The organism is Synechococcus sp. H60.2 (genome assembly GCF_047462315.1).
Lineage (GTDB): Bacteria > Cyanobacteriota > Cyanobacteriia > Thermostichales > Thermostichaceae > Thermostichus.
This window is the reverse complement of record NZ_JANSIZ010000003.1, coordinates 41,465-64,336: the sequence shown is the minus strand read 5'-3', so window position 1 is coordinate 64,336 and position 22,872 is coordinate 41,465. Positions and strand designations below refer to the sequence as shown.

Below are 22,872 nucleotides of genomic sequence, written 5' to 3'. Positions count from 1 at the left end.
GAATGCGCACAACTTCCCGCTGGACTTGGCGGCGGTGGAAGTGGCGCCGGCCATCCGTGGCTAATCCACTCCTGACCGAGTAGACTAGTCCTTCTTAAGTCCCCTGGCAGACGCTGGGGGATTTTTTTCTTCTACTGCCCCCTCCAATCTTTCTACCCAGGTGAGAGACCAAAATCGGCAAACGGTTTACCAGGATCTTTCCCCCAGTTTTTTACAGTTAGAGTAGGGCTATTGCATCTGCGGGTAAAGGATATGGCAATCATTTCTTCTCGGGCTGCGGGGGCTGAGGATCCCGGGCAGCGGCAGCAAAAGAGTTCTTCTCGCAGAAGAGAGTCGAAATTGGCTTTTGCCAGGGCGGAAGGGCTACTGCAACCGCAGGCTCACCCCGGCGAGGCTCAGGAAGAATCCCTCCGCCCGCGCACCCTGGCCGAGTATATCGGCCAGACGGAGCTCAAGGAAGTGCTCTCCATCGCTATTGCAGCAGCCCGCGCTCGCGGGGAGCCTTTGGATCACCTGCTGTTCTACGGCCCGCCCGGCTTGGGCAAAACCACGGTGGCTGCTGTGCTGGCGGCGGAGATGGGATCCCGCTTCTACATGACCACGGCGCCAGCGCTGGAGAGCCCCCGCGACATTGCTGGCTACCTAGTGCGCCTCAAGCGGGGCGATGTGTTGTTTATCGACGAGATCCACCGCCTGCCCAAGGTGACTGAGGAATTGCTCTATCCGGCAATGGAGGATTTTCGCCTCGACATTACCCTTGGCAAAGGTCGCTCTGCCCGCATCACCTCCATACCCCTGGAGCGCTTTACCCTCATTGGGGCCACCACCCGCATTGGCGCTCTGACTTCGCCGCTGCGGGATCGCTTTGGTCAGGTGCAGCGGCTGCGCTTCTACGAGCCTGACGAACTGGCGGAAGTTGTGCTACGCAGCGCTCGCCTCCTAAACACCTCCATTGATCGCGCGGGAGCTGAGGAGATTGCTCGCCGCTCCCGAGGCACACCGCGCATTGCCAACCGCCTCCTGAAGCGAGTGCGCGACTATGCCCAGGTGCGGGGGAATGGCCACATCAGCCGAGAAGTGGCAGCCGCTGCTCTGGAGTTGTTCCAAGTAGATCCTATGGGACTGGACTGGACGGATCGCAAGTTGCTGACCCTGCTGGTGGAGCAGTTTGGCGGCGGGCCGGTGGGCCTGGAGACAATGGCGGCAATAACCGGCGAGGATCCCCAGACGATTGAGGAGGTGTACGAGCCCTACCTGCTGCAGATTGGCTACCTGCAGCGTACGCCAAGGGGCCGTGTGGTTACCCCTGCCGCGCTACGACATTTGGGCTATGAAGCCCAATCCCCTCTGCCTTTGTGAAGCTAATCGTTTTCCCTCACCGCCAGCCCCTCTCCCGCAAGAGGAGAGGGGAGTTGATCTAGCTGCGATCGTTTTTCCCCACCGGGCTAAAGCTAGGTACCACCAACTCTTTGTTTTGCTTGGTGAGGCGGCCATACAACTCCTGGGTGTTGGGGAAGTTGGCCGCCGGCAAGGTGGGGAAGCGGCGATAGGGTACCGTGTCCTCGCCAAAGAGATCCCGGTACTCCTGGGTGTTGAGCAAGGCGCGGACAAAGGCCTTCAACCCCTGAGTGGCCAAGATCTGGTTGTATTTGCGGATCTCCTGCTGGTTTAGGGGTGCGCGGCCCAGGAAATGCTTGGTGCCCAGCTCGATGACCTTGGTGTTGGGGTAGGGAGCATAGAACTCGGCGCGGTACAGTTCAGAACACCCCAACGCCTCGATGAACTCCTTGACGGTGATCTCGCCATTGCGCAGCTTGGACTCGGCGGAGCTCAGCTCCGCGCTGATATTGTAGATGTCCATGTCGCGCTCGAAGATCTGGCGGTAAGCAGCGCGGATGAGGTTGTTGACCTCGGCTTTGTTGGCCAGGCTGGTGAGCTTGAAGATGGGCACCTCTTGGCGCACCTTGGGCACCCCTTGCTGGACTCGCCGCTGGATTTCCAGCTCGCCGGAGGGTTTGTCCTGGGGCTGGCCCAGCTTGACAAAGAGGGGGATATCGTCGTCGGTGCGGATAGGCCTGGTAACCACAGCCATGTCGCTGGATCCGGGGCGCATCCGCCGCAGGGCCAGACCGCCGGGGGTGAGGTAGCGCTCGTAGGGCACGATGTCTTCCCCAAAGACCTGCTGGTACTCTTCACTGTCGAGGATGGTATCCACCACCGCGTAGAAGCCCTGCTTGGAGGCAATGTCAAACAGCCGGTTCATCTCCTGTCGGCCGTAGGTGGGCCGGCCCAGCAGCTTGCGGTGGATAAACTCGATGGCCTTGCAGACGTAGAGGCTAGACCAGTACTTGTTGCGGAAGAGATCCGACTTGGCCAACTGGCGGACAAACTCCTTGACCGTAATCTCGCCCGACTCCAGCTTGATCTCCCAGCGGGTTAGCCGTTGGCCTTCGTAGGGCACATAGCCGTACACCTGCTGGTAGCAGGCGCGGATGACCGCTTGCGTCGAGACTTCGCTGCCAACAACCCCTGCCCGCACTCCCAAACGCCGGCTGCGATCGCGAGGGGTTTGGGTAAGCTTGAAGACTTTGGGGCCAAGGCTACCGGGATCCCCTGCCGCCTTGGGGTTGGTGCGGGCATTGGTGAGCGCAAAGCCGCGCCGGATAAGAATGCGCTTGACATCCTTGCTGAAGGGAGCGGGACTGGCCTTGAGGGAGCGAGTTTCTTTGGGGAAGATGGCGCCAAATTGGATCTCCAGCGGGTCGTTGCCGACGCCGTAGGCGTGCTGATCCGGCAAGGGGCGATTGTAGCGGGCAAAGAGGGTGATAAATTGGGGCACCTTGCGACGGGGGGCAGCGTAATTGTAGAGGTCGAACTTGGGCCCCCAGTTGGCGCTGGTCTGCGCTTCCACCCCCAGCTTGCGCAGGTAGGGTACCGTCTCCTCACCGAAGTAGTCGCCGTACTCACGGCTGTCCACCAGCGCATCCACCAGCCCAGCTAGGCCCTTGCTGGAGACGATGGAGAAGTAGGTCTGCACCTCCTCGCGGGTCTCTGGGGCCCGCCCCAGGAAGTGGCGGAAGGCCAGCTCCACCACACGGCTGTTGATGTAGGGCTCGTAGAACTGCTTGCGGTAGAGTTCGGATTTGCCCAGGCGGCGGATAAACTCCTTCATGGAGATCTCGCCGTTTTTGACCTTTGACTCCAGGTCGGCCAGCTTGAGGCCATAGGCACGGCGGATATCCCGCTCGAACACCTGCCGATAAGCCGCTTTGATGACCTCTTCTTTCTCAGCATTGGAGAGCCCCGGCTTCATGGCAAAGACGGGCACTTTTTCTGCGGCCAAGTTGTAAACCTGGGGTAACTGTAGCCCTTGCAAGGGCAGGCCATCGGCGGTGCTGGCGTTGCGCTGCCGTAGCTTGTCGGAGGGAGCAGGGGCAATGAACTCGCTCAGGAGCACGTCGAAGTACTGGTTGATGATGGCCACCGCCTCGGCATCTTTGCGGAAGTAGCTGGCCGAGGCCCGCTTCATCTCCTGGATGGCGACAATGGTGGCTTCGGCGGAGCAGGCATTTTCGATAATCTCCCGCAGGCCACGGGTGTTGACGACGATGATACTGGGATCCCCAGCCACCAGGGCATAGGTGACGTAGCGCAGGAACCAGCTCAGATCCCGCAGCGACTTGCGCATGTTGGCGGCGCCGTAGCGGGGGATGTTAATGGGACGGAAGTTGGGTGGGATCTCCACGCCGCTGGCGCTAAAGAGGTTGCGGATAGCCTCCAGGAAGCCACCGGTGGATTCCACGTAGAAGGCGGTGCCTAGCTTAAAGGCTTCCTTCTCGTCCTGGGTGGCTTCTGGCCGCTCCAGATAGGCCATGGGCGAGCCCCCCGTGAAGATGCGGTTGGCCGCTCGGCTGACGATGATTTCGGAGTTGGCCGCGATCACTTGGGCAATGTCCAGCCGTTTCAGGCCGCTGGAGAAAAAGTCCTCCAGGCGATCCAGCTCGGTGCGGGCCAGATAGCGATCCTGTTGTTCCGCCTGGGAGATGGTCGAGAGGGGCACAGTTTGGTAAAGACGGGGGCTGGAGACGACTGCGCCACCGGATGCGTTGATACCCATCGGTCTCTTAAACTCCGTTTTATTGAAAAACTGCCAATAAGGGCCAGGGACGATGCCATAGGACAGAGGCTGACCCATGGACTCAACTAGACCGGTCCCACGTTCCTCTCGGAGCTGGGGAGGAATGGACGCCGGATCCCTGAGGAGGAAGCCAAGCCTAGAATACTAGGGGGATGCGCCGAGAGGGGGGAGGTTGTTGCAGTTTGTAACACTTGTTCTCAGCCCCCTTCTTGTTGAAAACCATGGCCTCTAACCCGCTTGCCCAGCTCCCCAACCCTCTCCGGACAAGTTGGGAGCAGGGCTGTTACGAGTTGGTTGCCCAAGAGCTGCAGCAGCAGCTGGAGCAGGGATCCCAACGGCCAGAACTGTACTGGGGCTTGGGAGCTGCTTACCTACTCCTGGGGCGGGAGCTAGAGGCGCAGCTTGCCTGGCAGGAGGGTCTGGCCCTCCTAGGGGCCGAAGGGGTGGCCGAAGCTGAGGCTACCCGCTGCTGGGCAAGGGGACTGCAGGAGCTGGCTGAGGGGCTGTGGGGAAGGGGGCAGTGGCCGCAGGCGGCGGCTTTGTATCGGCAGTTGCTAGAAAGTGGTGCTGCCCCAGAGGCGGCGTTGGCGGCCCATCGCCTTGGCCTAGTCCAGGAGCGCAGCCGACTGTGGCTAGAAGCAGCAGAGTGGTTTGAAGAGGCCTGCCGCCGGGATCCAACGGCCACGGAGAGCTTTTGGCGCTGGGGCCTGGCCCTGCTCAAGCTGGGCCGGTTGGGGGAGGCTCTCTCCCCTCTCCAGGAGGCAGCGAGGCTAAGGCCAGAGTGGGGGGATCCCTGGGTGCAGATGGGCCTGGCTTGGCTGGATCTGGGGGAGCTGGAGCAGGCGGTGGCCTGCTTTCAGGAGGCAGCGGCGCGGGGTACCCAGACAGCAGAGCTCTACAGCTACTGGGTAGAGGCTCAGGTGCGGCGGGATGACCCGCAGGGGGCCTGGGAGAAGTTCCGGCAGGCGCTGGCTGCCGAGCGGGAGTGGCTACAGGCCTGGTGTGAGGGCAGCAGCAGAGACAGTCGGCTGCGGCTGGAGCTGGAGCAGGCCCTGCAGGGATCCCCGGGCAGCCTTTGGCAGGAGCGGTACCGCGCCTGGCAGCAGCGCTGGCTCCCTGCGCAGGCAACCCTTCCTTCCCCAGCCTGCCAGAGCCCACCGCCCAGTGCTGGCAACCCCCTGCCAGTGCCCAGCCAGGGTTACCTCACCACCCGGCAGTGGCACCAGGCCACCGGCGAGGGCAGCTACCAGGTGCTGGATCCAGAAGGGGTTCTCTGTCTCCAAGCTCCTCCTACGGCTGAGCCTGCCATTGGGCAAAAGCTGCGCTCGCAGCGGATCCCCTTGGCCGAGACCTTTGTCGCCCAGATTCCGCAGGGATCCGTGCACGTGGGCCACTATCCCCGCCACCTCTACGCCAGCTTTGCCAGCGCCGTGCTTACCCGTAGGGGTGAGTTGCTGGCCGATGTCTCCCCCAGCTTGCCGCCGCCGGAGTTTCTCGACTGGGACTGGAAGCCAGAGCACCTGGAGCACCACCCCGTCTTGGACCTACCCCACCTGGGGCCGCCAATTTTGCTGGAGGGCTCTGTCGCCCTCTTGCCGCTGGGGGCAGTCAACTACTTCCATTGGATGGTGGACATCCTGCCCGCCCTCGATCTCCTACGCCGCTCCGGCGTCCTCGAAAAGGACATCCCCCTCTTGGTTCACGGCTACCAGGGCAAGCCCTTTCAGGTGCAAAGCTTAGCTGCCTTGGGGATCCCACCAGAGCGCCTCCTTAGCTTTGAGCAGGCGGGGGGATCCCACCTACAAGTGCAGAACCTGATTGTGCCCTCGCTGGCGGGGCCGGTGGGGTGTCTAACCCCCAGGGGCTGGAAAGTGCTGCAGCAACTGGTTCCGCGAGAGCAGGTGGCGGGGCTGCCGCGGCGGATCTACATCAGCCGTCGAGCTGCTCGCTGGCGGCGGGTCATCAACGAGGCAGAGGTTCTCAAGGCTTTGCGCCCCTGGGGATTTGTGCCCGTGCAACTGGAAGCCCTTTCTCTAGCCGAGCAAATAGCCTTGATGCAAAGAGCAGAAGCAGTCATTGGCCTCCACGGAGCGGGCCTGACCAACCTTGCCTTTTGTCAACCTGGCACTATTGCAGTCGAGATCTTCCCCAGCAATGCCGTGCTTCCCTACTTCTGGAGCCTTGCCCAGGTGGCGGGGCTGAGCTATTTCCCCCTGCTGGCGTCAGTCTGCAGCCCGGCCCTGGTGGCCCTGCTGGCTAGCCCAGAGTTGGATCGGGAGGATGCCTGGGTGCCGATCCCGGATTTGCTGAACCTGCTTGAGCAGACAGGGCTGCGTTGAATCTATGGGATCGGAGGGACTCGAACCCTCACGTTCTTGAAGAACAACGGATTTTAAGTCCGTAGCGTCTACCATTCCGCCACGATCCCTGGAGGAGCTGTACCACTCTACCAAACTGCTTGCTGTGGAGGGCTAGGAGGCTTCTATAGGGAGAGTATGACATGCCAGCTTCTGGGAGACAGCCTGGTGCAAGAAATGGGCCAGGGCTGCCACACAGTCTCGATCCTCAAAGAGCAGGTCGCGCCGCTGTTGGATCTGCTGGGAGATTTGCTGCCGAAATTGGGGATCCGTTCCCAGTTGGACAGCCAACTCTTCGTAGCGCTGGAGGTCTTGAGCAATTAAGAGATCAAGGCCCATCCTTTTGAGGATGGCATAGGTGTGGCGGCCCCGCAGGAACCGGCCAGCGCAGGTCACTACAGGCAAGCCGGCAGCAACGGCTTCCAGGGTGGTGATCCCGCCCGACCAGCCGTAGGAATCCAGCATAATATCGGCGCAGCGGTTGAGATCCAAGTAGTCTTGATGATCCAGTTGGGGCAAGATCAAGCAGTGGTCTTCCGCAGAAAGGCCATAGGCGGAGAAAGTTCGGGAAAGACGCTGCCAAAAGTGTTGGGCAATGGCAGCATTGGGCAAGGCCAAGAAGACAAATTGAGCGTTGGGCACTCGCTGGGTAATGGCGGCAAAAAGATAGTCATATTGGGGCAGATACTTGCCCAGGTATTGACAGGTAAGATAAACTACTGCGTCTTGGCGCAGGCCAAAATCCCCACGATGACGCTTTTGCTGAGGTAAAACGGGCTTTTCAAAACAAGTACCCAGGCGGGGCAGCCGAATTAGGGTTTCGCTGTAGTGAGCCTGCCCATCTTCGGGCTCCATCAGGTCGCTGGAGAGAAAGTAGTCAATGGTTGAAAGTCCAGAAGTTACAGGATGGGCCCAGGTGGAGCATTGCACTGGGGCTAGCCGCAGAGATGCCAGTTGCGAAATCAGGGGAGAAAGGCCAATTTCCAGATACACCAAAACATCGAGCTGATCCTGCAAAATTTGGCGGGCAGCATCTTCAAAGCCAGTGGGAATGTGGCGAAATACATCGGCATACTGACGATATTGCTCTGTCATGAAGTCGGTTCTAGGATCCAAATGGTAGGCAAACACCAGAAAAGGCCACTGGGAGCTCGCCTTTAAGTACTTCACCCACCCTAAAGAAAGACGGCTGTAGGAGCAGGCGCGCATCGAGGCCGAGACAAAGCCAACGCGAATGGGATCCCCTGGTTGCCGGGGAAGAGAGTGCCAATTGGGGTAGCAAGATTTCACGATGCGCTGCACAAACTGAGCGTATTTTTTCTGCAGCTCCAGGTCGTCGCAGCCCTGGTACTGCAGATGGTGGGGTGTTCCCCAGCTTGACCCTAAAAAGGCAAGCCGCCGCTGCTCTTGGGTGTCCAAGGGCGTCTCCTCAATGAGGCGATCCAGGTGTTCTACAAAGCGAGAGCGAAATCTATGCAGCTCTTCCTCATCCTGATAGAGGGCGGGCAAATAGAGATGGTAAAGCCAGCGAGCTACCACCAAATTGGGATCCAAAGTCCACGCCTTTTCCAGGTGAGCCAGAGCCGCGCTGTGTTCCCCTTGCTCGCGATGGGCTATTCCCAGATAAAAATGCACCTCAGCCCAAGGGATCCCTGCTGCCGGATCTGGATTTTCTAACAAGGAGCCAAGCAAAGGGATCGCCTCTTGATGGCGGCGTAGGTTAACAAGAATCTTGCCGGCTTGCAAAGCAGAAAGGTAAGCCTTGGGATTGAGGCTCAGGCTCTGCCAATAGCAAGATAGCGCCTTTTCCAGTTGCCCCAAAGATTCATAGACAACGCCCAGGTTGTGATGATAGAGGGCTACGCGGGGATCGAGCGCAATGGCCTCGGCAATCAAAGCAGCCGCCCATTCCCCCTCTCCCTTGGCCTGGGCCACCGTCCCCAGCAGGTGCAGGGCATCAGCTTGATCCGGAAACTCCGCCAGAATTTCTAAGTAGATGGCTTCTGCGGTTGGCAAGTCGCCAGCCTGCTGGGCCTGGATCCCGGCCAGAAGCTTACCCGTGGGGGTGAGATCCGACATCGACAACGAGGGAAGCTGGAGATCTTCCCCCACTATAGGCACTTCAGCCCCCTGAGGCTCATGTTGTCAAAAGCACACAAAAACGGTATCAGCGGCTCTGCGAGCGCCTCGCCAAATCCCGCAAAGGCCGATTCTTTCGTTGACCCGCTCGATGCCTTGCGCCACAAGGCTTTCAGGCCTCTCACCCCCCCCTCTTCCAGGCCCTTTTTTGCCGTCTTCGACCGACCCCCTCGCAAATGGATCTTGCATTCCTCGCCCCGCTTGGGTTTAATAGGGGTAGAGGTTCCCCTTCGGGGGGATCCCTAGAAATTGGAAACAAGAGAACCCTGTGGGTGGAAAGAGGCATTTCTGGGTTCCCCTTCGGGGGGATCCCTAGAAATTGGAAACAAGACGAACTCGGCACGGGTTACGGTTACGTTGGCGTAGCCCTTGGTTCCCCTTCGGGGGGATCCCTAGAAATTGGAAACAGGGATAGCGCTTCTACGTGGTTCTGAGTATAATAGTGGTTCCCCTTCGGGGGGATCCCTAGAAATTGGAAACTTGTTCGGGCTTTAGCTGCCTCCAGTTTTTGTCTAGATGGTTCCCCTTCGGGGGGATCCCTAGAAATTGGAAACTTTCTTTCTCCTTGTCTAGGTAGTCAACCAACTGGGTGGTTCCCCTTCGGGGGGATCCCTAGAAATTGGAAACATCAGGCGGAAGACCTCTTGCATCTGCTTATCCATTCTTGGTTCCCCTTCGGGGGGATCCCTAGAAATTGGAAACTTTTATCCTCCATGACGACGAAAAAATCCCCCTAGGGTTCCCCTTCGGGGGGATCCCTAGAAATTGGAAACGCTAAACGCCTGGCTGCCGCTCCGCCTACAGCTGTCGCGGTTCCCCTTCGGGGGGATCCCTAGAAATTGGAAACGTACCCGCCGAAGAGTATGCCTGTTGATGTTTACTTGAGTTCCCCCTTCGGGGGGATCCCTAGAAATTGGAAACGCCAGGCCAGTGACTAGCTACTACCACAGCGCCCAAGTTCCCCCTTCGGGGGGATCCCTAGAAATTGGAAAGAAATTGGAAACAGGGGGATCCCTAGAAATTAAAAAAAGCGGCTAAAAAAAGCGGCTACGGAACTCCGAGTAGATCTCGGCATAAGCCTTGACCCACTCGGAATCCGGCTGGATGAGGCGTTCCACCTGTACCAAGCGATCGGCAGCCTGCTGCACTGAACAGCACCAATAGGCTGAGGCGGCCAGGATGGCTGCCCCTACCGCCGGCTCCGGGTGCCTGACCACTGCCAGGGGGCGGGCGAGGATGCTGGCGCGCAGGCGCAGCCAGAGGGGGCTTTTGCAGCCGCCGCCAGTGGTTAACAGCGGCTCTTGCACCGGGATCCCGTGGGCCGCCAAGGTCTCCAGCCCTAGCCGCTCCACCATTGCTACCCCTTCCAAAAGAGCTGCATAAAAGCGAAGGGATCCCACTTCCGCCTGGGGCAAGAAGCCGGCAAATTCGCTATCCAGGATGGGAAAACGCTCGCCGGGCCGGCAGAGAGGATAGCTGACTAGGCCCGTGGGCAGATGGACCTCCGCCTGCTGATCCAAGGCAGCAAAGTCGCCGCCGGGAAAGAAGTGGGGCAGGACGCCGCCGCCGCAGAAGGAGGCTGCCCCCGGCCACCAACCGGTTCGGTCGGGGTGCAGATGAGAATAGATACTCGGCTTCTGCACAGGGTCAGGGCTGTTGGCCTTGAAGATAAGAGTCGTGCCCAGGCTGGTGGAAACCTGCCCCAAGCGAGTAGCCCCTGCAGCCAATTGCCCAGCACAGCCATCGGTGATCCCGGCAGCAATCAGCACCTCTGATCCCAGCTCCCACTCAGGCCGCACCGTTCCCAGAACTGTTCCTGGCGCCACCACCTCAGGAAAGCGCTTGGGATCAAGGCCCTGTTGGGAGAGCCACTCCCGCGGCCAGGTGTAGGTTTCTAGGTCAAAGCCACTTTTCAGGGCATGGGTGTGATCAGTTACCCGCTGGCGGCCCCCCAGTTGGCTTAGGAGAAAGTCCGCCGGATGGGCCAGGTAGCTTTCTCGGTATTGGTCGGGATGGGCTTCTGCCCACCACAGCCAGCGGCTAAGCCCCCAACTGGCAGGGATCCCCAAGCGCTGAGCCTGGGCCTGGCCCCGCCGGTCGGAATACAGCCAGGCCTGATCCAGCGGCATGCCCCGTCCGTCCACCGGCAGCACTGTACCCGAGGTGCTGCAGGCACTGAGGGCAACAATCGCGTAGCGATCCCCCAGTTGAGCTTTGAGGTGGCCCAGCAGCGCCTTCAGGGTGCGCAGCCAGCGGCCTGGATTGGTTTCTGGGGGATCCCAGGAGCGCTCGCTTTTGCCCACTATCTCCCCTGCTTCCGAGAGAGCTACCACCCGCATCCCCGAAGTGCCCAGGTCGATCCCAAGAAACACAGGGGCCATAGAGCCTTCCTCAAAACTGGCTAAGCTGGCCTTAAACGCGGTAAAACCCTAAAAATCTCGGCTGCTGCGGGCCAAAGCCTCTTGGATATTGAGATCCAAATCCTTCACCGACTCCAGCACCGAGCGCGTAATTAGCTTGCCCGCTTGCACCAAAACGGCGCCAGTTATCGGGTGCAAAAGGGGCTGCTCCGCCCGCCGCCCAATCAACACCTCGATATCCTTAAAGGCATTGATGTACATCCCCACCGGCAATTCCACCACCACCCCTTCCCCCAGAACTCGCGCCTGGCAGGCTAGGCGGGAATTGGGCTGGCGGCTGGTGATCACCTCTAGGGTACGCTGCTCCCGCGGGGTCATGGGTGAGAGCGATTCCATCCCCTCTTTTACGTACACATGGCAGGTGGCGCAGAGACCGCGCCCGCCGCACTCTTTCAACACATTCAGCTCTTCCTGCAGCAGCACCGAGAGCAAGTTGCTGTTGGTGGCCACTTCCGACACTTGGGCAATGGGATCCAACCGCACGCGCTTGACCATCGTTCCTCCTCCGTTACATCCCTTAACGTTAGCTTGCCTACAAGTAGGAAGGGGCTGCCATCTGCCTTTTGCCTGTATCCTTTTCTACTTCCGTTGGCTAGTCGAGCCGAGGAGGAGCAAGCTGGACAGGCTAGAGTGGATCCTGCCCCTGGCTTAGAGTCTTCTGGGGTTCGATCCCAGGTTCTGCTGGCATGAGTTCTCCAATCATCCAGTGGTATCCCGGCCACGTGGCCAAGGCCATTGGCCAATTGCGGGAACAACTGCAGCGGGTGGATGTGGTCATTGAGGTTTTGGACGCGCGGATCCCGCTGGCCAGTCGCCATCCCGATCTAGACAAGTGGCTGGGGCACAAGCCGCGCCTTTTGGCGCTTAACCGAGCCGATGCCATCGAGGCCAGGGATCTCAGAGCTTGGCAGGAGTATTTTTCCCAGCAAGGGATCCCTGTCTATCCCACCAATGGCCAATCGGGAGAGGGGGTGCCTCGCCTCAAGCAAGCCATCTTACAGCTGGGGCAGTCGGTAAACGAGCGGCGCCAGCAGCGGGGCATGCGACCGCGGGCCATCCGGGCAGTGGTGGTGGGCTTTCCCAATGTGGGCAAGTCTGCCCTCCTGAATCGACTTTTGGGACGGCGGGCCACCGAGAGTGCCGCGCGCCCTGGGGTAACCCGGCAACTGCAGTGGGTGCGGCTGGGAGGGGAGCTGGATTTGCTGGACTCACCGGGCATCCTCCCGCCTTCGCTGCCGGATCAACGGGCAGCCACGCTGCTGGCCATCTGCGATGACATCGGCGCAGCCGCCTACGACCCTGAGGGCGTGGCGGCCTACTTCGTGGAACAACTGCTGCAGGTGCAGCCCCAGGCCCAAGTCCTCCTGCAACGGCGCTACGGCTGGTCCGACCCGATCCCTCCTGGCAGCGTAGCCATCCAGGAGCTGGCCCAACGGCGCTACCGAGGCGATACCGAGCGAGCAGCAAGGCAAATTCTCAACGACTATCGCAAGGGTTGGCTAGGGCCTCTGGCTTTGCAACTCCCTCCCACCTCCTAGCACTCTGGCAGGAGGCTAGCTCCACCAGATCTTGGTATGTATATCTTGCTACGGAATGCTGTAGGGTAAGTGATAGGATAGGTGTAGAACGTTAACTCCAATTAGCTTTTTCCCCACGGTTAGGGGCGGGCTTAGCATCAATAGCCCGTCTTTGCTGCATTTTTTCGCAGCTTTTTCCCTTAACCTGCCTGCAGCCAGGTCGAGGATAAGCTGTAAGGAACTTCGGTGATCGATACTATAGGTAGCAGTTAAACCATCCTTCTTGTCAGGTTCCCATGGGTCAGCCTGCTGTGGCCACCAGTTTAGAAGGAGGCTTTGACCTAAATAGCCTTGATTTTGAGGTGCCGGGATGGCTGCGGGCTTTGCTTTCAGGCGCTGAAGATCTCGGCGATGGGCTGCGATCCTACACGGCCGAAGAGGCAGATTTGCTGCGCCGAGCCTTCGAGTTTGCCTACTGCTTGCACAAGGGCCAAAAGCGGAAATCAGGGGATCCCTACATCGCCCACCCAGTGGCCGTGGCCAGCCTGCTGCGGGAGCTGGGGGGCGATGCCGTTACTGTAGCTGCTGGCCTTCTGCACGATGTTGTGGAAGATACGGAAGTTACCCTGGAGGCCCTAGAGGCCGAGTTTGGCCCTGAGGTTCGCCTGCTGGTGGAGGGGGTAACCAAGCTTTCTAAGTTTAATTTCTCCAGCAAAACCGAGCAGCAAGCGGAAAACTTCCGCCGCATGTTTGTGGCCATGGCCAAAGACATTCGGGTCATTGTGGTCAAGCTGGCGGATCGCCTGCACAACATGCGCACGCTGCAATATCTACCCCCCCACAAGCAAAAACAGATTGCAGCCGAAACTATGGAGATCTTTGCGCCTCTAGCCAACCGGCTGGGGATCTGGCATTTCAAGTGGGAACTGGAAGACTTGGCCTTTAAGTACCTGGACCACGAAGCCTATCGCCAGATCCAAGAGCTGGTCAACGCCAAGCGCAGTGAGCGAGAGGCAGAGATCCAAGCGTTTATTGAAGAGCTGCGCAAGCACCTCATTCAAGCGGGGCTAGAGCACTTTGAGATTAGCGGGCGGCCCAAGCACCTGTACGGCATTTACCGCAAGATGCAGCAGCAGCGCAAGGAATTTCACGAGATCTACGATCTCCTGGCGGTGCGGGTTATCGTGCAAACCGTGAGTGAATGCTACCGGGTGCTGGCGGTTGTTCACAACTGTTTTCGCCCCATTCCAGGTCGTTTCAAAGACTACATTGGTCTCCCCAAGGCCAACCGCTACCAATCTTTGCATACGGCTGTGATTGGCCTACAGGGCCGACCGGTGGAAGTGCAGATCCGCACCGAAGAGATGCACCGTGTGGCGGAATACGGCATTGCCGCCCACTGGAAGTACAAAGAAGCCGGCAGCACCCCCGTAAAGCCCGAGGAAGAGCGCTTTACCTGGCTGCGGCAACTGTTGGAGTGGCAAAACGACCTCAAGGACGACAAAGAATACCTGGACACCATTCGCGAGAACCTATTTGAGAGCGAGGTTTACGTCTTCACGCCCAAAGGAGACTTGCTGGCCCTGCCCCAGGGATCCTGCCCGGTGGACTTTGCCTATCGCATTCACTCCGAAATTGGGGATCACTGCGCTGGGGCGCGGGTAAACAACAAGATTGTGCCTTTGGATACCCGCCTGCGCAACGGCGACATTGTGCAGATCATCACCCACAAAAATGCCCACCCCAGCCTGGACTGGATTAATTTTGTCGCCACCAGTTCAGCCCGCAACCGCATTCGCCAGTGGTTTAAGCGCTCCAATCGCGAGCAAAATATTGCCCGCGGCCGGCAGTTGCTGGAGCGGGAGCTGGGCAAAACGGGGTTCGATGCGCTGCTCAAGTCAGAGCGCATGCAAAAGGTTGCTGAGAAGCTCAACTATAGCAGCGTGGAAGATTTGCTGGCGGCGCTGGGCTATGGAGAGGTAACCCCCACACAGGTAATCCATCGGCTGCAGGAGGTAAGCAAGCCAGCCGTCTCTCCCCCACCCGAGGAGGGATCCCTTGAGAAAGCCAAGCTGCTGCTGCCGCGGGCCGATGGGGGCCGAGGTTCTAGCCGATCCCAATCTCCCATCCTAGGGGTGGAGGGCCTGAAGCACCAGTTGGCCAAATGCTGCAACCCGCTGCCAGGGGATCCCATCCTGGGCGTGGTCACCCGCTTCAAGGGCATCACCATTCATCATCGCGACTGTCCGCGGGTGGCTCAAGTTCCGGGCGATCGACTCGTGCCAGTGCGCTGGAATGAGGAGCAACTGCGGCAGAGCACCCAGATCTACCCCGTGGAACTGCGCCTGGAGGTCATTGACCGCGTTGGCGTGCTGCGGGACATCCTCTCCCGTCTCTCGGATCAAAGCATCAATGTGCGCAATGCTAGGGTGCAGACTTTTGCCAACCGCACGGCCCTAATCGATCTCTGTATTGATGTGCGGGACAAAAAACAGCTCGACCAAGTTCAGAGTCAATTGCGCCAGCTCTCGGATGTGCTGGTGTTGCGCTCCCGCCACTACCAGAACGGATCCCGCTGAAGAACTTCTAGGTTCTTTTTTTCGCTGGTTAGAGAGGAGGCGCCCATATTAGGATGATTGGGATGGGTAACCAATCTGAGCGGAGGATCCCGGTATGTCAGCAGCACAAGGTGGGCATTTTGCCCAATTAGGACAGCGGCTCTCTGGGGTGTTGTTACTGCTCTGTGTTTGCCTCAGCTTGCTCACCAGTGCCTGCTCCGCAGGCTCCAACCTGCGCGCCTACAGGGATCCTGGCGGGGCCTTTGCCTTTGCCTATCCCAACGGCATGGTGGCGGTGAACTTGGGGCCAGGGAAAGGGCCAGCGGTGCTTCTGCGCGACTTGGTGTACGAGACGGAGAACGTCAGCCTGATGATCGCCCCCTTTGACAAGGGAGAGACGATCGCCGACCTGGGTGGCCCGGATGAGGTGGGGCAATTGGTGGCGGAGAAGATCATCGCCCCCGCCGGATCCGGTCGCTCGACCCAGTTGTTGGCCGCCGAAGCTTTTGAGCGGCAAGGCCAGCCTTACTACCTGTTTGAATACCAAACTGACCTGGGATCCCAGCTCCGCCACGAGATAGTGACGGTAACCGTGCGCCACCATCGCCTCTATACTCTGACGGCCTCCACCCAAGAATCCCGCTGGCCCCAGGTGCAGGCCGCCTTCAGGAATGTGGGCCGTTCTCTGAATGTTTCCTGAAGCTTTTCCTTAGAAGATTTTCTCAAGGGGTTGAACCGGGCGGGGTGGACTTGGGCAAGTTAAAGCTGAGCCTTCCCGATGGAGTTGCCTGCCGATCCCGGCTGAGGCATCTGGTGCTAAAACGTTAATGTTTTAAACCTGCAGAGATGGACTCCTATCCCCCTTCTCTATGACCGTATACGTGGTTCAGATCAGTGACCTGCATCTGTTTGCCAAGCCGCACCAGCGACTGCTGGGGGTGGACACGGAAACCTCTTTTCTGCAGGTGCAAAAGGCGATTGCCGCCTTGGATCCCTTGCCCGATCTGCTGCTGCTCACTGGGGATCTCGCCCAAGATGGCAGCGCCGCCGCCTACGCCCGTTTGCGAGAGCATCTGCAGGCTCTTCCCATCGACACCTATTGGCTGGCGGGGAACCACGATCGCCTTCATAACATGAACTCAGAGCTCCGCGCCGAGCGAGTACACGGGGAGAAAAGCTTCAGTCGAGAGAACTGGAGCTTCATTTTATTGAACTCTCTGGTGCCGGGCAAAGACAGCGGCTACCTAACGGATCGCACCTTGCTGTGGCTCCGCCAAGAGCTGCAGCGCAGCCAGGCTGCCCAGAACCATGTTCTCTTGGCCCTGCATCACCCCCCTTTTTCGGTAGGTTCCGATTGGCTGGATCAAAGCGCCCTGCAGCAGCCAGAGCGGCTGTTTCAGGTCTTGGACGAGTTCGACCACATCCGCTTGGTGATCTTTGGCCACATTCATCAAGAGCTGCACTGCCGCCGCCAGGGGGTTGATTACTTGGCCTGCCCCTCCACCTGTGTGCAATTTTGCCCCAAGAGCTCTCGGTTTAGCCTGGACGTGATCCCTCCGGCCCTAAGGCAGATATGGCTGGAGCCGGATGGCAGCTTCAAAACCCAGGTGCAGCGGGTGGAAGCCGCCTTGCAAACGCCCAACCTAGCCCTGAAAGGGTACTGAGCGGCCATCCCTGGAAAGCCCCTCCAAGCTACCCTAGCTTCTCAGCGGGCAGAAGTCTGCCCGGACTATTTGTCGCCATTCCTTGCGAGGCAATGGAGAGAACGCTGGCAGAAATTAATCGGCGCATTGCCCAAGGCCAGGTGCGGGTGTGGACGGCCCTAGAGGCCAAAGCCAAGCTGGCCACCCTGGGCATTGAGCAGGCTTTTGAGCAGGTGGATGTGGTAACCACCGGTACCTTTGAGCCAATGGAGTCGTCAGGGGCAATCCTCAACCTGGGCCATACGGATCCGCCCATTAAGATTCGCCAAGCCTGGTTGAACGGGGTGCCAGCCTATGCCGGCTTTGGGGCTGTCGATCTCTACATTGGGGCGGCCCAGCCCAGTGAGCAAGCCGAGCACCCCTATGGAGGCGGCCACGTCATCGCCGATCTGGTGGCCGGCAAGCGGGTGCACCTGCGGGCCATTGGCCAGGTAACCGACTGCTATCCCCGGGCCGACTACGAGACCACTCTGACGCGGGATCAGCTGAACCAGTTCTACTTGTTCAACCCTCGCAACGCTTACCAAAACTTCATTGTCGGCGTCAACGGTGGGGATCGGCCCTTGTACACCTATTTGGGCCTGTTGGAACCCAACCTGGGCAATGCCGTCTATTCCAACCCAGGTGAGCTCTCCCCCCTCCTCAACGACCCCCTCCTGCGCCGGGTGGGGATCGGTAGCCGCATCTTCCTAGGAGGGGGCATCGGCTATGTAGCTTGGGAAGGCACCCAACACTTCCCGCGGCAAAAACGGCTGCCCAACCAAACCCCCATTGGCCCAGCAGCCACCTTGGCCCTCATTGGTGACGCCAAACAGATGCAAGCGGAATGGGTGCGGGGCTGCTACTTCCGCAACTACGGCCCCAGCTTGATGTTGGGGGTGGGGATCCCCATCCCCATCCTCTCCCCTGCCGATCTGGAGTCCATTGCTGTCCGGGATGAGGAACTGGTGGCGCCGGTGATCGACTTTTCTATCCCCCGGCGGGTGCGGCCCACCTTTGGCCTGGTGAGCTATGCCCAGCTCAAATCCGGCCACATCACCCTCAACGGCCGCAAGGTGCGCACTGCTCCCCTGGCCAGCCTGCGCCGCTCAATGCAAGTTGCCGAGATCCTTAAACAGTGGATTGTCAGCGGCCAGTTTACTCTCACCCAGCCGGTTGCCCCTCTGCCCCTAGATCGGGAGCTGCTCGCCCAGAACCCTCATTCATAAAGGGCTCCCCATCTCCAAGACTGGCCATTGGATCCGAATCCCTTGCAAGGGGTTGTCTTCCAGGGAGTTGCCGCTACCATTACGCCCTAGGGGAGAAGGGGATCGCAAGGGGGAGAAGATGAGGTTCCGGCGTATTGCTTTTGGCTCGGCGGTGTTGGGATGGCTCCTGGCCCTGCCCGTCCTTCCTGGCCACGGATCGGGGGAGCGGCGAGTGGTGCCCGACACCCCCTTCTACTTCGACAACCACTATTTCGATCGCTACCCCGCGGCAGTGGTGGTGAGGGTGGTGAATGGCGACACGCTGGTGGTGCAAATCGAAGGGGAGCAGAAACTGCGCCTAATCCGCTTGGCCGGCATCCAGGGCCTCCGCCCAGAGGAGGATCCCTTTTATCAGCAAGCTACTGAGCTGATGCGCGAGCGCATCCTCCGCCGCACCGTCAAGCTGGAAGGGGATAAGCTGCTGCGCAACGTCGATGCCACCGGCCTGGTGGAGGCCTACGTCTGGTTGGAGGGCCAGCAGATGAACGCCATGCTCGTGCGCAACGGCCTGGCCCGCATCATCCCCTACAGCCACAACATCAAATACGACAGCTACTTCCGCGGCCTTGAAAAGAAAGCTCGCCAAGAGCGCCTTGGCATTTGGAGCCGTCTCTGATGTCTTGGATAGCTCTAGACTGGACTTACCGAGCGCTCAGATACCCCTGCTTTGAGGGTCAAATCCACTCCAGCTTCCCAGGATCCCAATCGCTGGGTGAGGCGGTTGCCTTTGGTAACCGGCCTTTTGGGCAGCACCCTCCTGGTCATTAACCGGCTGGCGTTTACGCCGGAGTTGCTGGCCAGCCAGTCCCGCTCTGATGCCTTAGGGATCCTCCTCAGCGCCATTCTGATCTTGACCGGCCTGCTGTGGCAGCAGATCCAGCCCCGTCCCCCCCAGGCATCTACCCTACAGGGGAGTCCAGGCTGTGACTGGGATCCGGATCTTTCCGAGAGGGAAAAACTGGAGCTGGCCTGGGCCTCCCACACGCTCCTTAGCACCACGGCTGCCCGCACAGTAGTGATCTGGGTGGAGGGGCGCACCCTCCTGCAGCGGGGGATCCTGGCCAGCCCCGGCCAGTTGCCCTCCATCCGGCCCCAGAGCGTCTTGCAGCGGGTGTTGCAGACCGGACGGCCCGTCTATCTGGTGGATTTGAAACTGTTCCCGGCCCGCGCCGAGTTCGAGGGCCTGCTGCCCCCCGGATCCCAGGCGGTTCTCTGCCAGCCCATTGGCCAAAAGGGATGCCTCATCTTGGGCAGCGACACCCCCCGCAGCTTCAGCCGCCAGGAGCAAGCCTGGATTGCCGCCATTGCCGACAAACTAGAAACCCTGTTTGCCTAGCTCCCCTCTCCCTTTGGGAGAGGGGCTGGGGGTGAGGGGTTTCGGCTAAGCTTGGCGCTGCAGGAGCAGAGGGGGGTCAGCCGTCTGCAAAGGGCGAATGGCAAAGAAACTTTCGTAGATGCAATCGCCAACGTAATTCATTTGCAATTGCAACTTGTCGAGAAATTCGTGTAAGCCCTGCTCCATAATATCGTCAATGGTGAGATAATCCAGCTCAGAGCGCAGCCGTCCCAAAGTCCGCTCACTGGGATCCCGCCAAGTATCAGCAGGGGTTCCAGTAATCTGGTGTAGGGAGCGATCGGCGTGAATGAGACAAAACTGAATGGAGCGGGGAAATTGCCGATCCAAAATCAGGAAAGAGGCCACCTCTCTAGGGTTAATGCGGTGTTGGCGGCTGTATTTTCGATACATTTCATAAGCGCTGGCCGACTTTAGGAGAGCAATCCACTGCAATTCATCCAGGGGCGTGCCCACATCCTGTACAGAAGGCAGCAAAATAAAATACTTAACATCCAGAATGCGAGCCGTTTTGTCGGCCCGTTCCAAAAGGCGGCCGATTTGTCCAAAGTGCCACCCCTCCCCGTGGGTCATGGTGGCATCCATCACCCCAGCAAAGAGATGGCTGGCCAGCTTGACTTCCGTGAAGAAATCGTGGAGCTGGCTCAGATGCGGCCACTGTTGAGCAGCTTCCTTCACCATTAAGTAGAAGCGATTCACCCGCTCCCACATTTCCGAAGAAATGATCTCCCGCACAGAGCGGGCATTTTCCCGTGCCAGCCGCAAGCAGGAAAAAATCGAGTTGGGATAATCCCTATCAAAAGCCAGAAACTGGATCACCGTTTCCTGGGTCGCCTGGCCGTAGCGCTGGTAAAACAGCTCCTGATCCCCAGTGGTGAAGATGATGGGATCCCATTGCTGAGCTGTGCCACTAGGTGAGTCGAGGATGAGGTTTAGGTTGACATCGATAAAACGGGCAATGTTCTCGGCCCGCTCCACGTAGCGGTTGAGCCAGTAGATGGAATCGGCCACGCGACTCAACATGGTGTTGCCTCCTCTGTTGTCCTCAACCCCAACAGACGGAGCAGCCGCCGCAGCTCCACCAGCAGCACTCCTGCCACGCCGGTCAGGATCCAGCCCAGCCAGTCCGCCGCCGTGCCCAAGTAGCGCACCTCCACGCGGTGCTCCCCCGGCGGGATCCGCACTTGCAACAGCCCTGGCTCGTTGTATTCAGCAGCTCTGAACCGTCCATCAATTTGTACCCGCCAGGCGGGGTAGTAAAACGTGCGCAAGACTACAGCTTGCTCCTGACCGGTGGGGTTAAGCGCCCGAAAGCGACGGTAGCCGTAGCGCCACTCTTCCGCCTGGAGCCGCGCCGCCGGATCCTCTACCTCGCCTTGCCACTGCAGCAGCGGATCCACCTGTGGGGGCGGCATGGGCAGCGTCGCCTGGCGGGGCCGGTATTCCAGCGCATCCACCAGCGCCAGCCCATCGGGAAAGCGCCAGTGCATGTGCAAGAAAGCAATGCCCGGCCGCTCTTGGGGCTCGTTGGGGAACTGCTTGGCTGCAGCGAGTTCTTGAAAAGTTTGGACAAGCGGCGGATCAAAGCCGGCTTTGGACACCAGTTGCAAGCCCTGCCAGGTTTGGACTGCCATGGCCAGGCCAAGCCCCACCAGCAAAGGGAGCCGCCAGCGCTTGTGCCCCCATCCCCACCCAGCTAGAGATCCCACTAGCCAAGGCACGGTTACCGCCGTCACCGCCATCCAGCGCCAGGAGAACTGAATCCGCCGCAGGGGCAAAACCCACTCGTAGAGCCAAGCCAGCAGATCCGTCATCATCAGCAGCGCCACCAGGCTGGCTCCCAGGCTGTAGAGCAGGGTGGCTCTGGCAAGAGATTCGGCAGCGCCACTTTCCTGGCAGGAGAAACTCCTCCCCGACCGGCGGGCCAGCCATTCTAGAAAAACCAGGATCCCAACCCCTCCCAGAACCGCCGCCATCCAAACCCAGTACCCCACCAGGTTGCTCTCAAACCAGTGCTCTGTCCAGCGCGGCTGCAGCTGCATGAGCCCGCTCACCATCAGACGATGGTGGGGTGTATACTCGTCGGCAAAGTTGACAAAATCCACCTGGACATGCCGCTGATCCCAAAAGGCCGGCAGCAGATAAAACGCCGTCCACCCCAGCCCCAGCCCAAACCCCAGGTAGCAGCGCCCCACCCTGGGCCAGAAGGGATCCCTTCCCCCCACCACCCAAGGCAGAGGCAGCCAAATCAGGGTCAACACCAGCAAGGTGGGCAGGTGGGACAGCGCCAGCAGGCCGTAGCTCAAGGCCAAAGCCGCAACCGGCCAAAGGGCCTGCAACCGGCAGATCGTCTGCAGCGAGGCCCAGAAAACCCAGGGGGAGACGGCAATGGCCCACACTTCCCCTATAGCTCCCCTTTGGTAGATATCCACCAGCCAATAGGGGCCGGCCATGCTCAGCAGGGCCAAGACCAACGCCAAAGCCCAAGGAAGCACCTGCCGCAGCAGAAGGTACAGCCCCAGCCCCAAGACCGCCATCGCTAGGCCCATGCTGGCCACCAAAGAGCCGAGCATGTCCAGCCCCAGGGCTCGAAAGGGCAGGGTGGCCACCATACACAGGGGCGGATAGAAGGCAAAGGTGGGGTTGCCATAGCCAAAGTTGGAATACTCCAGCCAGCGGGGGTAAAACTGCCCGCCGAAAAACTGGCGCTGATACTGGAAGGCCCAATTGAGATTGAAGTGGGTGGAATGGGTGATGGGGTAGCCCCGCTGCAGCATTGGCCAGAGCAGTGCCAGCACCCCGGCCAGCAGCGCGATCCCGATAAGCCCTCCCGGTTGGTGCAACCTCTTCAACATCTCACTGGGACGGTCTATTCTGATCGAACCCAGAAGGCCCGGAACTTCCCCCATACTTGCGCAACAGGCGGATATTCTCGATCACCATCGCCTTTTCCAAGGCCTTGGCCATGTCGTACAGGGTGAGGGCAGCCACTGCAACCGCCGTCAAAGCCTCCATCTCCACTCCGGTCTGAGCTGTGGTTTTTGCCGTAGCGGTGATCAGAAAGCCGGGCAGGTGGGGATCCGGATCCAGATCCACGGTGATGCTGGTCAAGGGGAAAGGATGACACAGCGGGATCAGATCGGCAGTGCGCTTGGCGGCCATGATCCCGGCCAGCCGAGCCGCTTCCACCACATTCCCTTTGGGCCCTTGACTGGCCAAAATGGCCTCTAAAGTCCTTTCTGGCCTACGTACCTGCCCTTGGGCAGTGGCCAAACGGGCAGCCAGGGGCTGATGTCCCACTTCCACCCTCTGTACCCGACCGGAAGCGTCCAGGTGGGTGAGGGTTGGGCCAACATCAGAGGTCAAATCCGACGGCACCCCAGCCTCCTGCAATCCTTGAAAGCTGCAACAGCCGGCTCAGGCTCCAGTGAAGTCGTCA

16 protein-coding genes, 1 tRNA gene and 1 CRISPR repeat array are annotated in these 22,872 nt (G+C 59.8%); of the genes, 9 read left to right on the top strand and 8 right to left on the bottom strand.

Going from position 1 to position 22,872, the window contains the following annotated elements; genetic code table 11:
• Positions 1-252 precede the first annotated feature (252 nt).
• Positions 253-1,359 carry a Holliday junction branch migration DNA helicase RuvB gene (ruvB, locus tag NW845_RS01015; RefSeq protein ID WP_414363955.1) on the top strand — a complete coding sequence of 369 codons (1,107 nt, stop codon included), beginning with the start codon at positions 253-255 and terminating at the stop codon, positions 1,357-1,359.
• Between the two features lie 58 nt (positions 1,360-1,417).
• Here ruvB and NW845_RS01010 read toward each other — a convergent pair whose 3' ends face one another.
• Positions 1,418-4,117, bottom strand: a complete 2,700-nt coding sequence (locus tag NW845_RS01010; RefSeq protein WP_414376381.1) for a phycobilisome rod-core linker polypeptide — start codon at positions 4,115-4,117, stop codon at positions 1,418-1,420.
• 242 nt (positions 4,118-4,359) lie between these two features.
• Here NW845_RS01010 and NW845_RS01005 point away from each other — a divergent pair, with 242 nt between their 5' ends.
• Positions 4,360-6,477, top strand: a complete 2,118-nt coding sequence (locus tag NW845_RS01005) for a glycosyltransferase 61 family protein (RefSeq protein WP_414376379.1) — start codon at positions 4,360-4,362, stop codon at positions 6,475-6,477.
• Positions 6,478-6,482: 5 nt separating this feature from the next.
• Here NW845_RS01005 and NW845_RS01000 read toward each other — a convergent pair.
• The 4 genes from NW845_RS01000 to NW845_RS00985 form a co-directional block, all read right to left on the bottom strand.
• Positions 6,483-6,566 (bottom strand) — tRNA-Leu (locus NW845_RS01000).
• 43 nt (positions 6,567-6,609) lie between these two features.
• Positions 6,610-8,574 carry a tetratricopeptide repeat protein gene (locus NW845_RS00995; RefSeq protein WP_414376377.1) on the bottom strand — a complete coding sequence of 655 codons (1,965 nt, stop codon included), beginning with the start codon at positions 8,572-8,574 and terminating at the stop codon, positions 6,610-6,612.
• A gap of 280 nt (positions 8,575-8,854) precedes the next feature.
• Positions 8,855-9,627: direct repeats of the CRISPR family, unit length 37 nt; unit sequence TGGTTCCCCTTCGGGGGGATCCCTAGAAATTGGAAAC.
• 41 nt (positions 9,628-9,668) lie between these two features.
• Positions 9,669-11,015 (bottom strand): FGGY-family carbohydrate kinase, encoded by a 1,347-nt coding sequence (locus NW845_RS00990; RefSeq protein ID WP_414376375.1) that lies wholly within the window; start codon positions 11,013-11,015, stop codon positions 9,669-9,671.
• Between the two features lie 48 nt (positions 11,016-11,063).
• Entirely contained in the window at positions 11,064-11,549 is a 486-nt protein-coding gene (locus NW845_RS00985) for a 2Fe-2S iron-sulfur cluster-binding protein (protein ID WP_414361628.1), read from the bottom strand.
• A 191-nt stretch (positions 11,550-11,740) separates the two neighbouring features.
• On the opposite strand from NW845_RS00985, the gene ylqF reads away from it, so the two are divergent.
• The 7 genes from ylqF to NW845_RS00950 all read left to right on the top strand — a co-directional run bounded on the left by ylqF (position 11,741) and on the right by NW845_RS00950 (position 19,415).
• Positions 11,741-12,592: a ribosome biogenesis GTPase YlqF gene (ylqF, locus tag NW845_RS00980; RefSeq protein WP_414376373.1), complete on the top strand. Its 852-nt coding sequence runs from the start codon at positions 11,741-11,743 to the stop codon at positions 12,590-12,592.
• A gap of 275 nt (positions 12,593-12,867) precedes the next feature.
• Positions 12,868-15,150 carry a RelA/SpoT family protein gene (locus NW845_RS00975; protein WP_414365911.1) on the top strand — a complete coding sequence of 761 codons (2,283 nt, stop codon included), beginning with the start codon at positions 12,868-12,870 and terminating at the stop codon, positions 15,148-15,150.
• 94 nt (positions 15,151-15,244) lie between these two features.
• Positions 15,245-15,829, top strand: coding sequence for a photosystem II reaction center PsbP (gene psbP / locus NW845_RS00970; RefSeq protein ID WP_414376370.1), 585 nt, complete (start codon positions 15,245-15,247; stop codon positions 15,827-15,829).
• A gap of 169 nt (positions 15,830-15,998) precedes the next feature.
• A complete protein-coding gene (cpdA, locus tag NW845_RS00965) occupies positions 15,999-16,793 on the top strand; it encodes a 3',5'-cyclic-AMP phosphodiesterase (protein ID WP_414365909.1) in 795 nt (264 codons plus the stop codon).
• A gap of 92 nt (positions 16,794-16,885) precedes the next feature.
• Positions 16,886-18,040: a homocysteine biosynthesis protein gene (locus tag NW845_RS00960; protein WP_414376368.1), complete on the top strand. Its 1,155-nt coding sequence runs from the start codon at positions 16,886-16,888 to the stop codon at positions 18,038-18,040.
• Positions 18,041-18,158: 118 nt separating this feature from the next.
• Positions 18,159-18,695, top strand: a complete 537-nt coding sequence (locus NW845_RS00955) for a thermonuclease family protein (protein ID WP_414365907.1) — start codon at positions 18,159-18,161, stop codon at positions 18,693-18,695.
• A 96-nt stretch (positions 18,696-18,791) separates the two neighbouring features.
• Entirely contained in the window at positions 18,792-19,415 is a 624-nt protein-coding gene (locus NW845_RS00950; RefSeq protein WP_414365906.1) for a cofactor assembly of complex C subunit B, read from the top strand.
• A 45-nt stretch (positions 19,416-19,460) separates the two neighbouring features.
• On the opposite strand, the gene NW845_RS00945 is transcribed toward NW845_RS00950, so the two are convergent.
• Genes NW845_RS00945 through moaC form a run of 3 tightly spaced genes read right to left on the bottom strand, consistent with a single transcriptional unit; the run spans position 19,461 to position 22,811 of the window.
• Positions 19,461-20,456 carry an alpha-E domain-containing protein gene (locus tag NW845_RS00945; RefSeq protein WP_414376365.1) on the bottom strand — a complete coding sequence of 332 codons (996 nt, stop codon included), beginning with the start codon at positions 20,454-20,456 and terminating at the stop codon, positions 19,461-19,463.
• Positions 20,450-22,288: a hypothetical protein gene (locus NW845_RS00940; RefSeq protein ID WP_414376362.1), complete on the bottom strand. Its 1,839-nt coding sequence runs from the start codon at positions 22,286-22,288 to the stop codon at positions 20,450-20,452. The genes NW845_RS00945 and NW845_RS00940 overlap by 7 nt, the downstream gene beginning before the upstream one ends.
• A 1-nt stretch (position 22,289) precedes the next feature.
• Complete coding sequence (gene moaC, locus NW845_RS00935) at positions 22,290-22,811, bottom strand: cyclic pyranopterin monophosphate synthase MoaC (RefSeq protein WP_414376361.1); 522 nt, start codon at positions 22,809-22,811, stop codon at positions 22,290-22,292.
• Between the last annotated feature and the right edge of the window lie 61 nt (positions 22,812-22,872).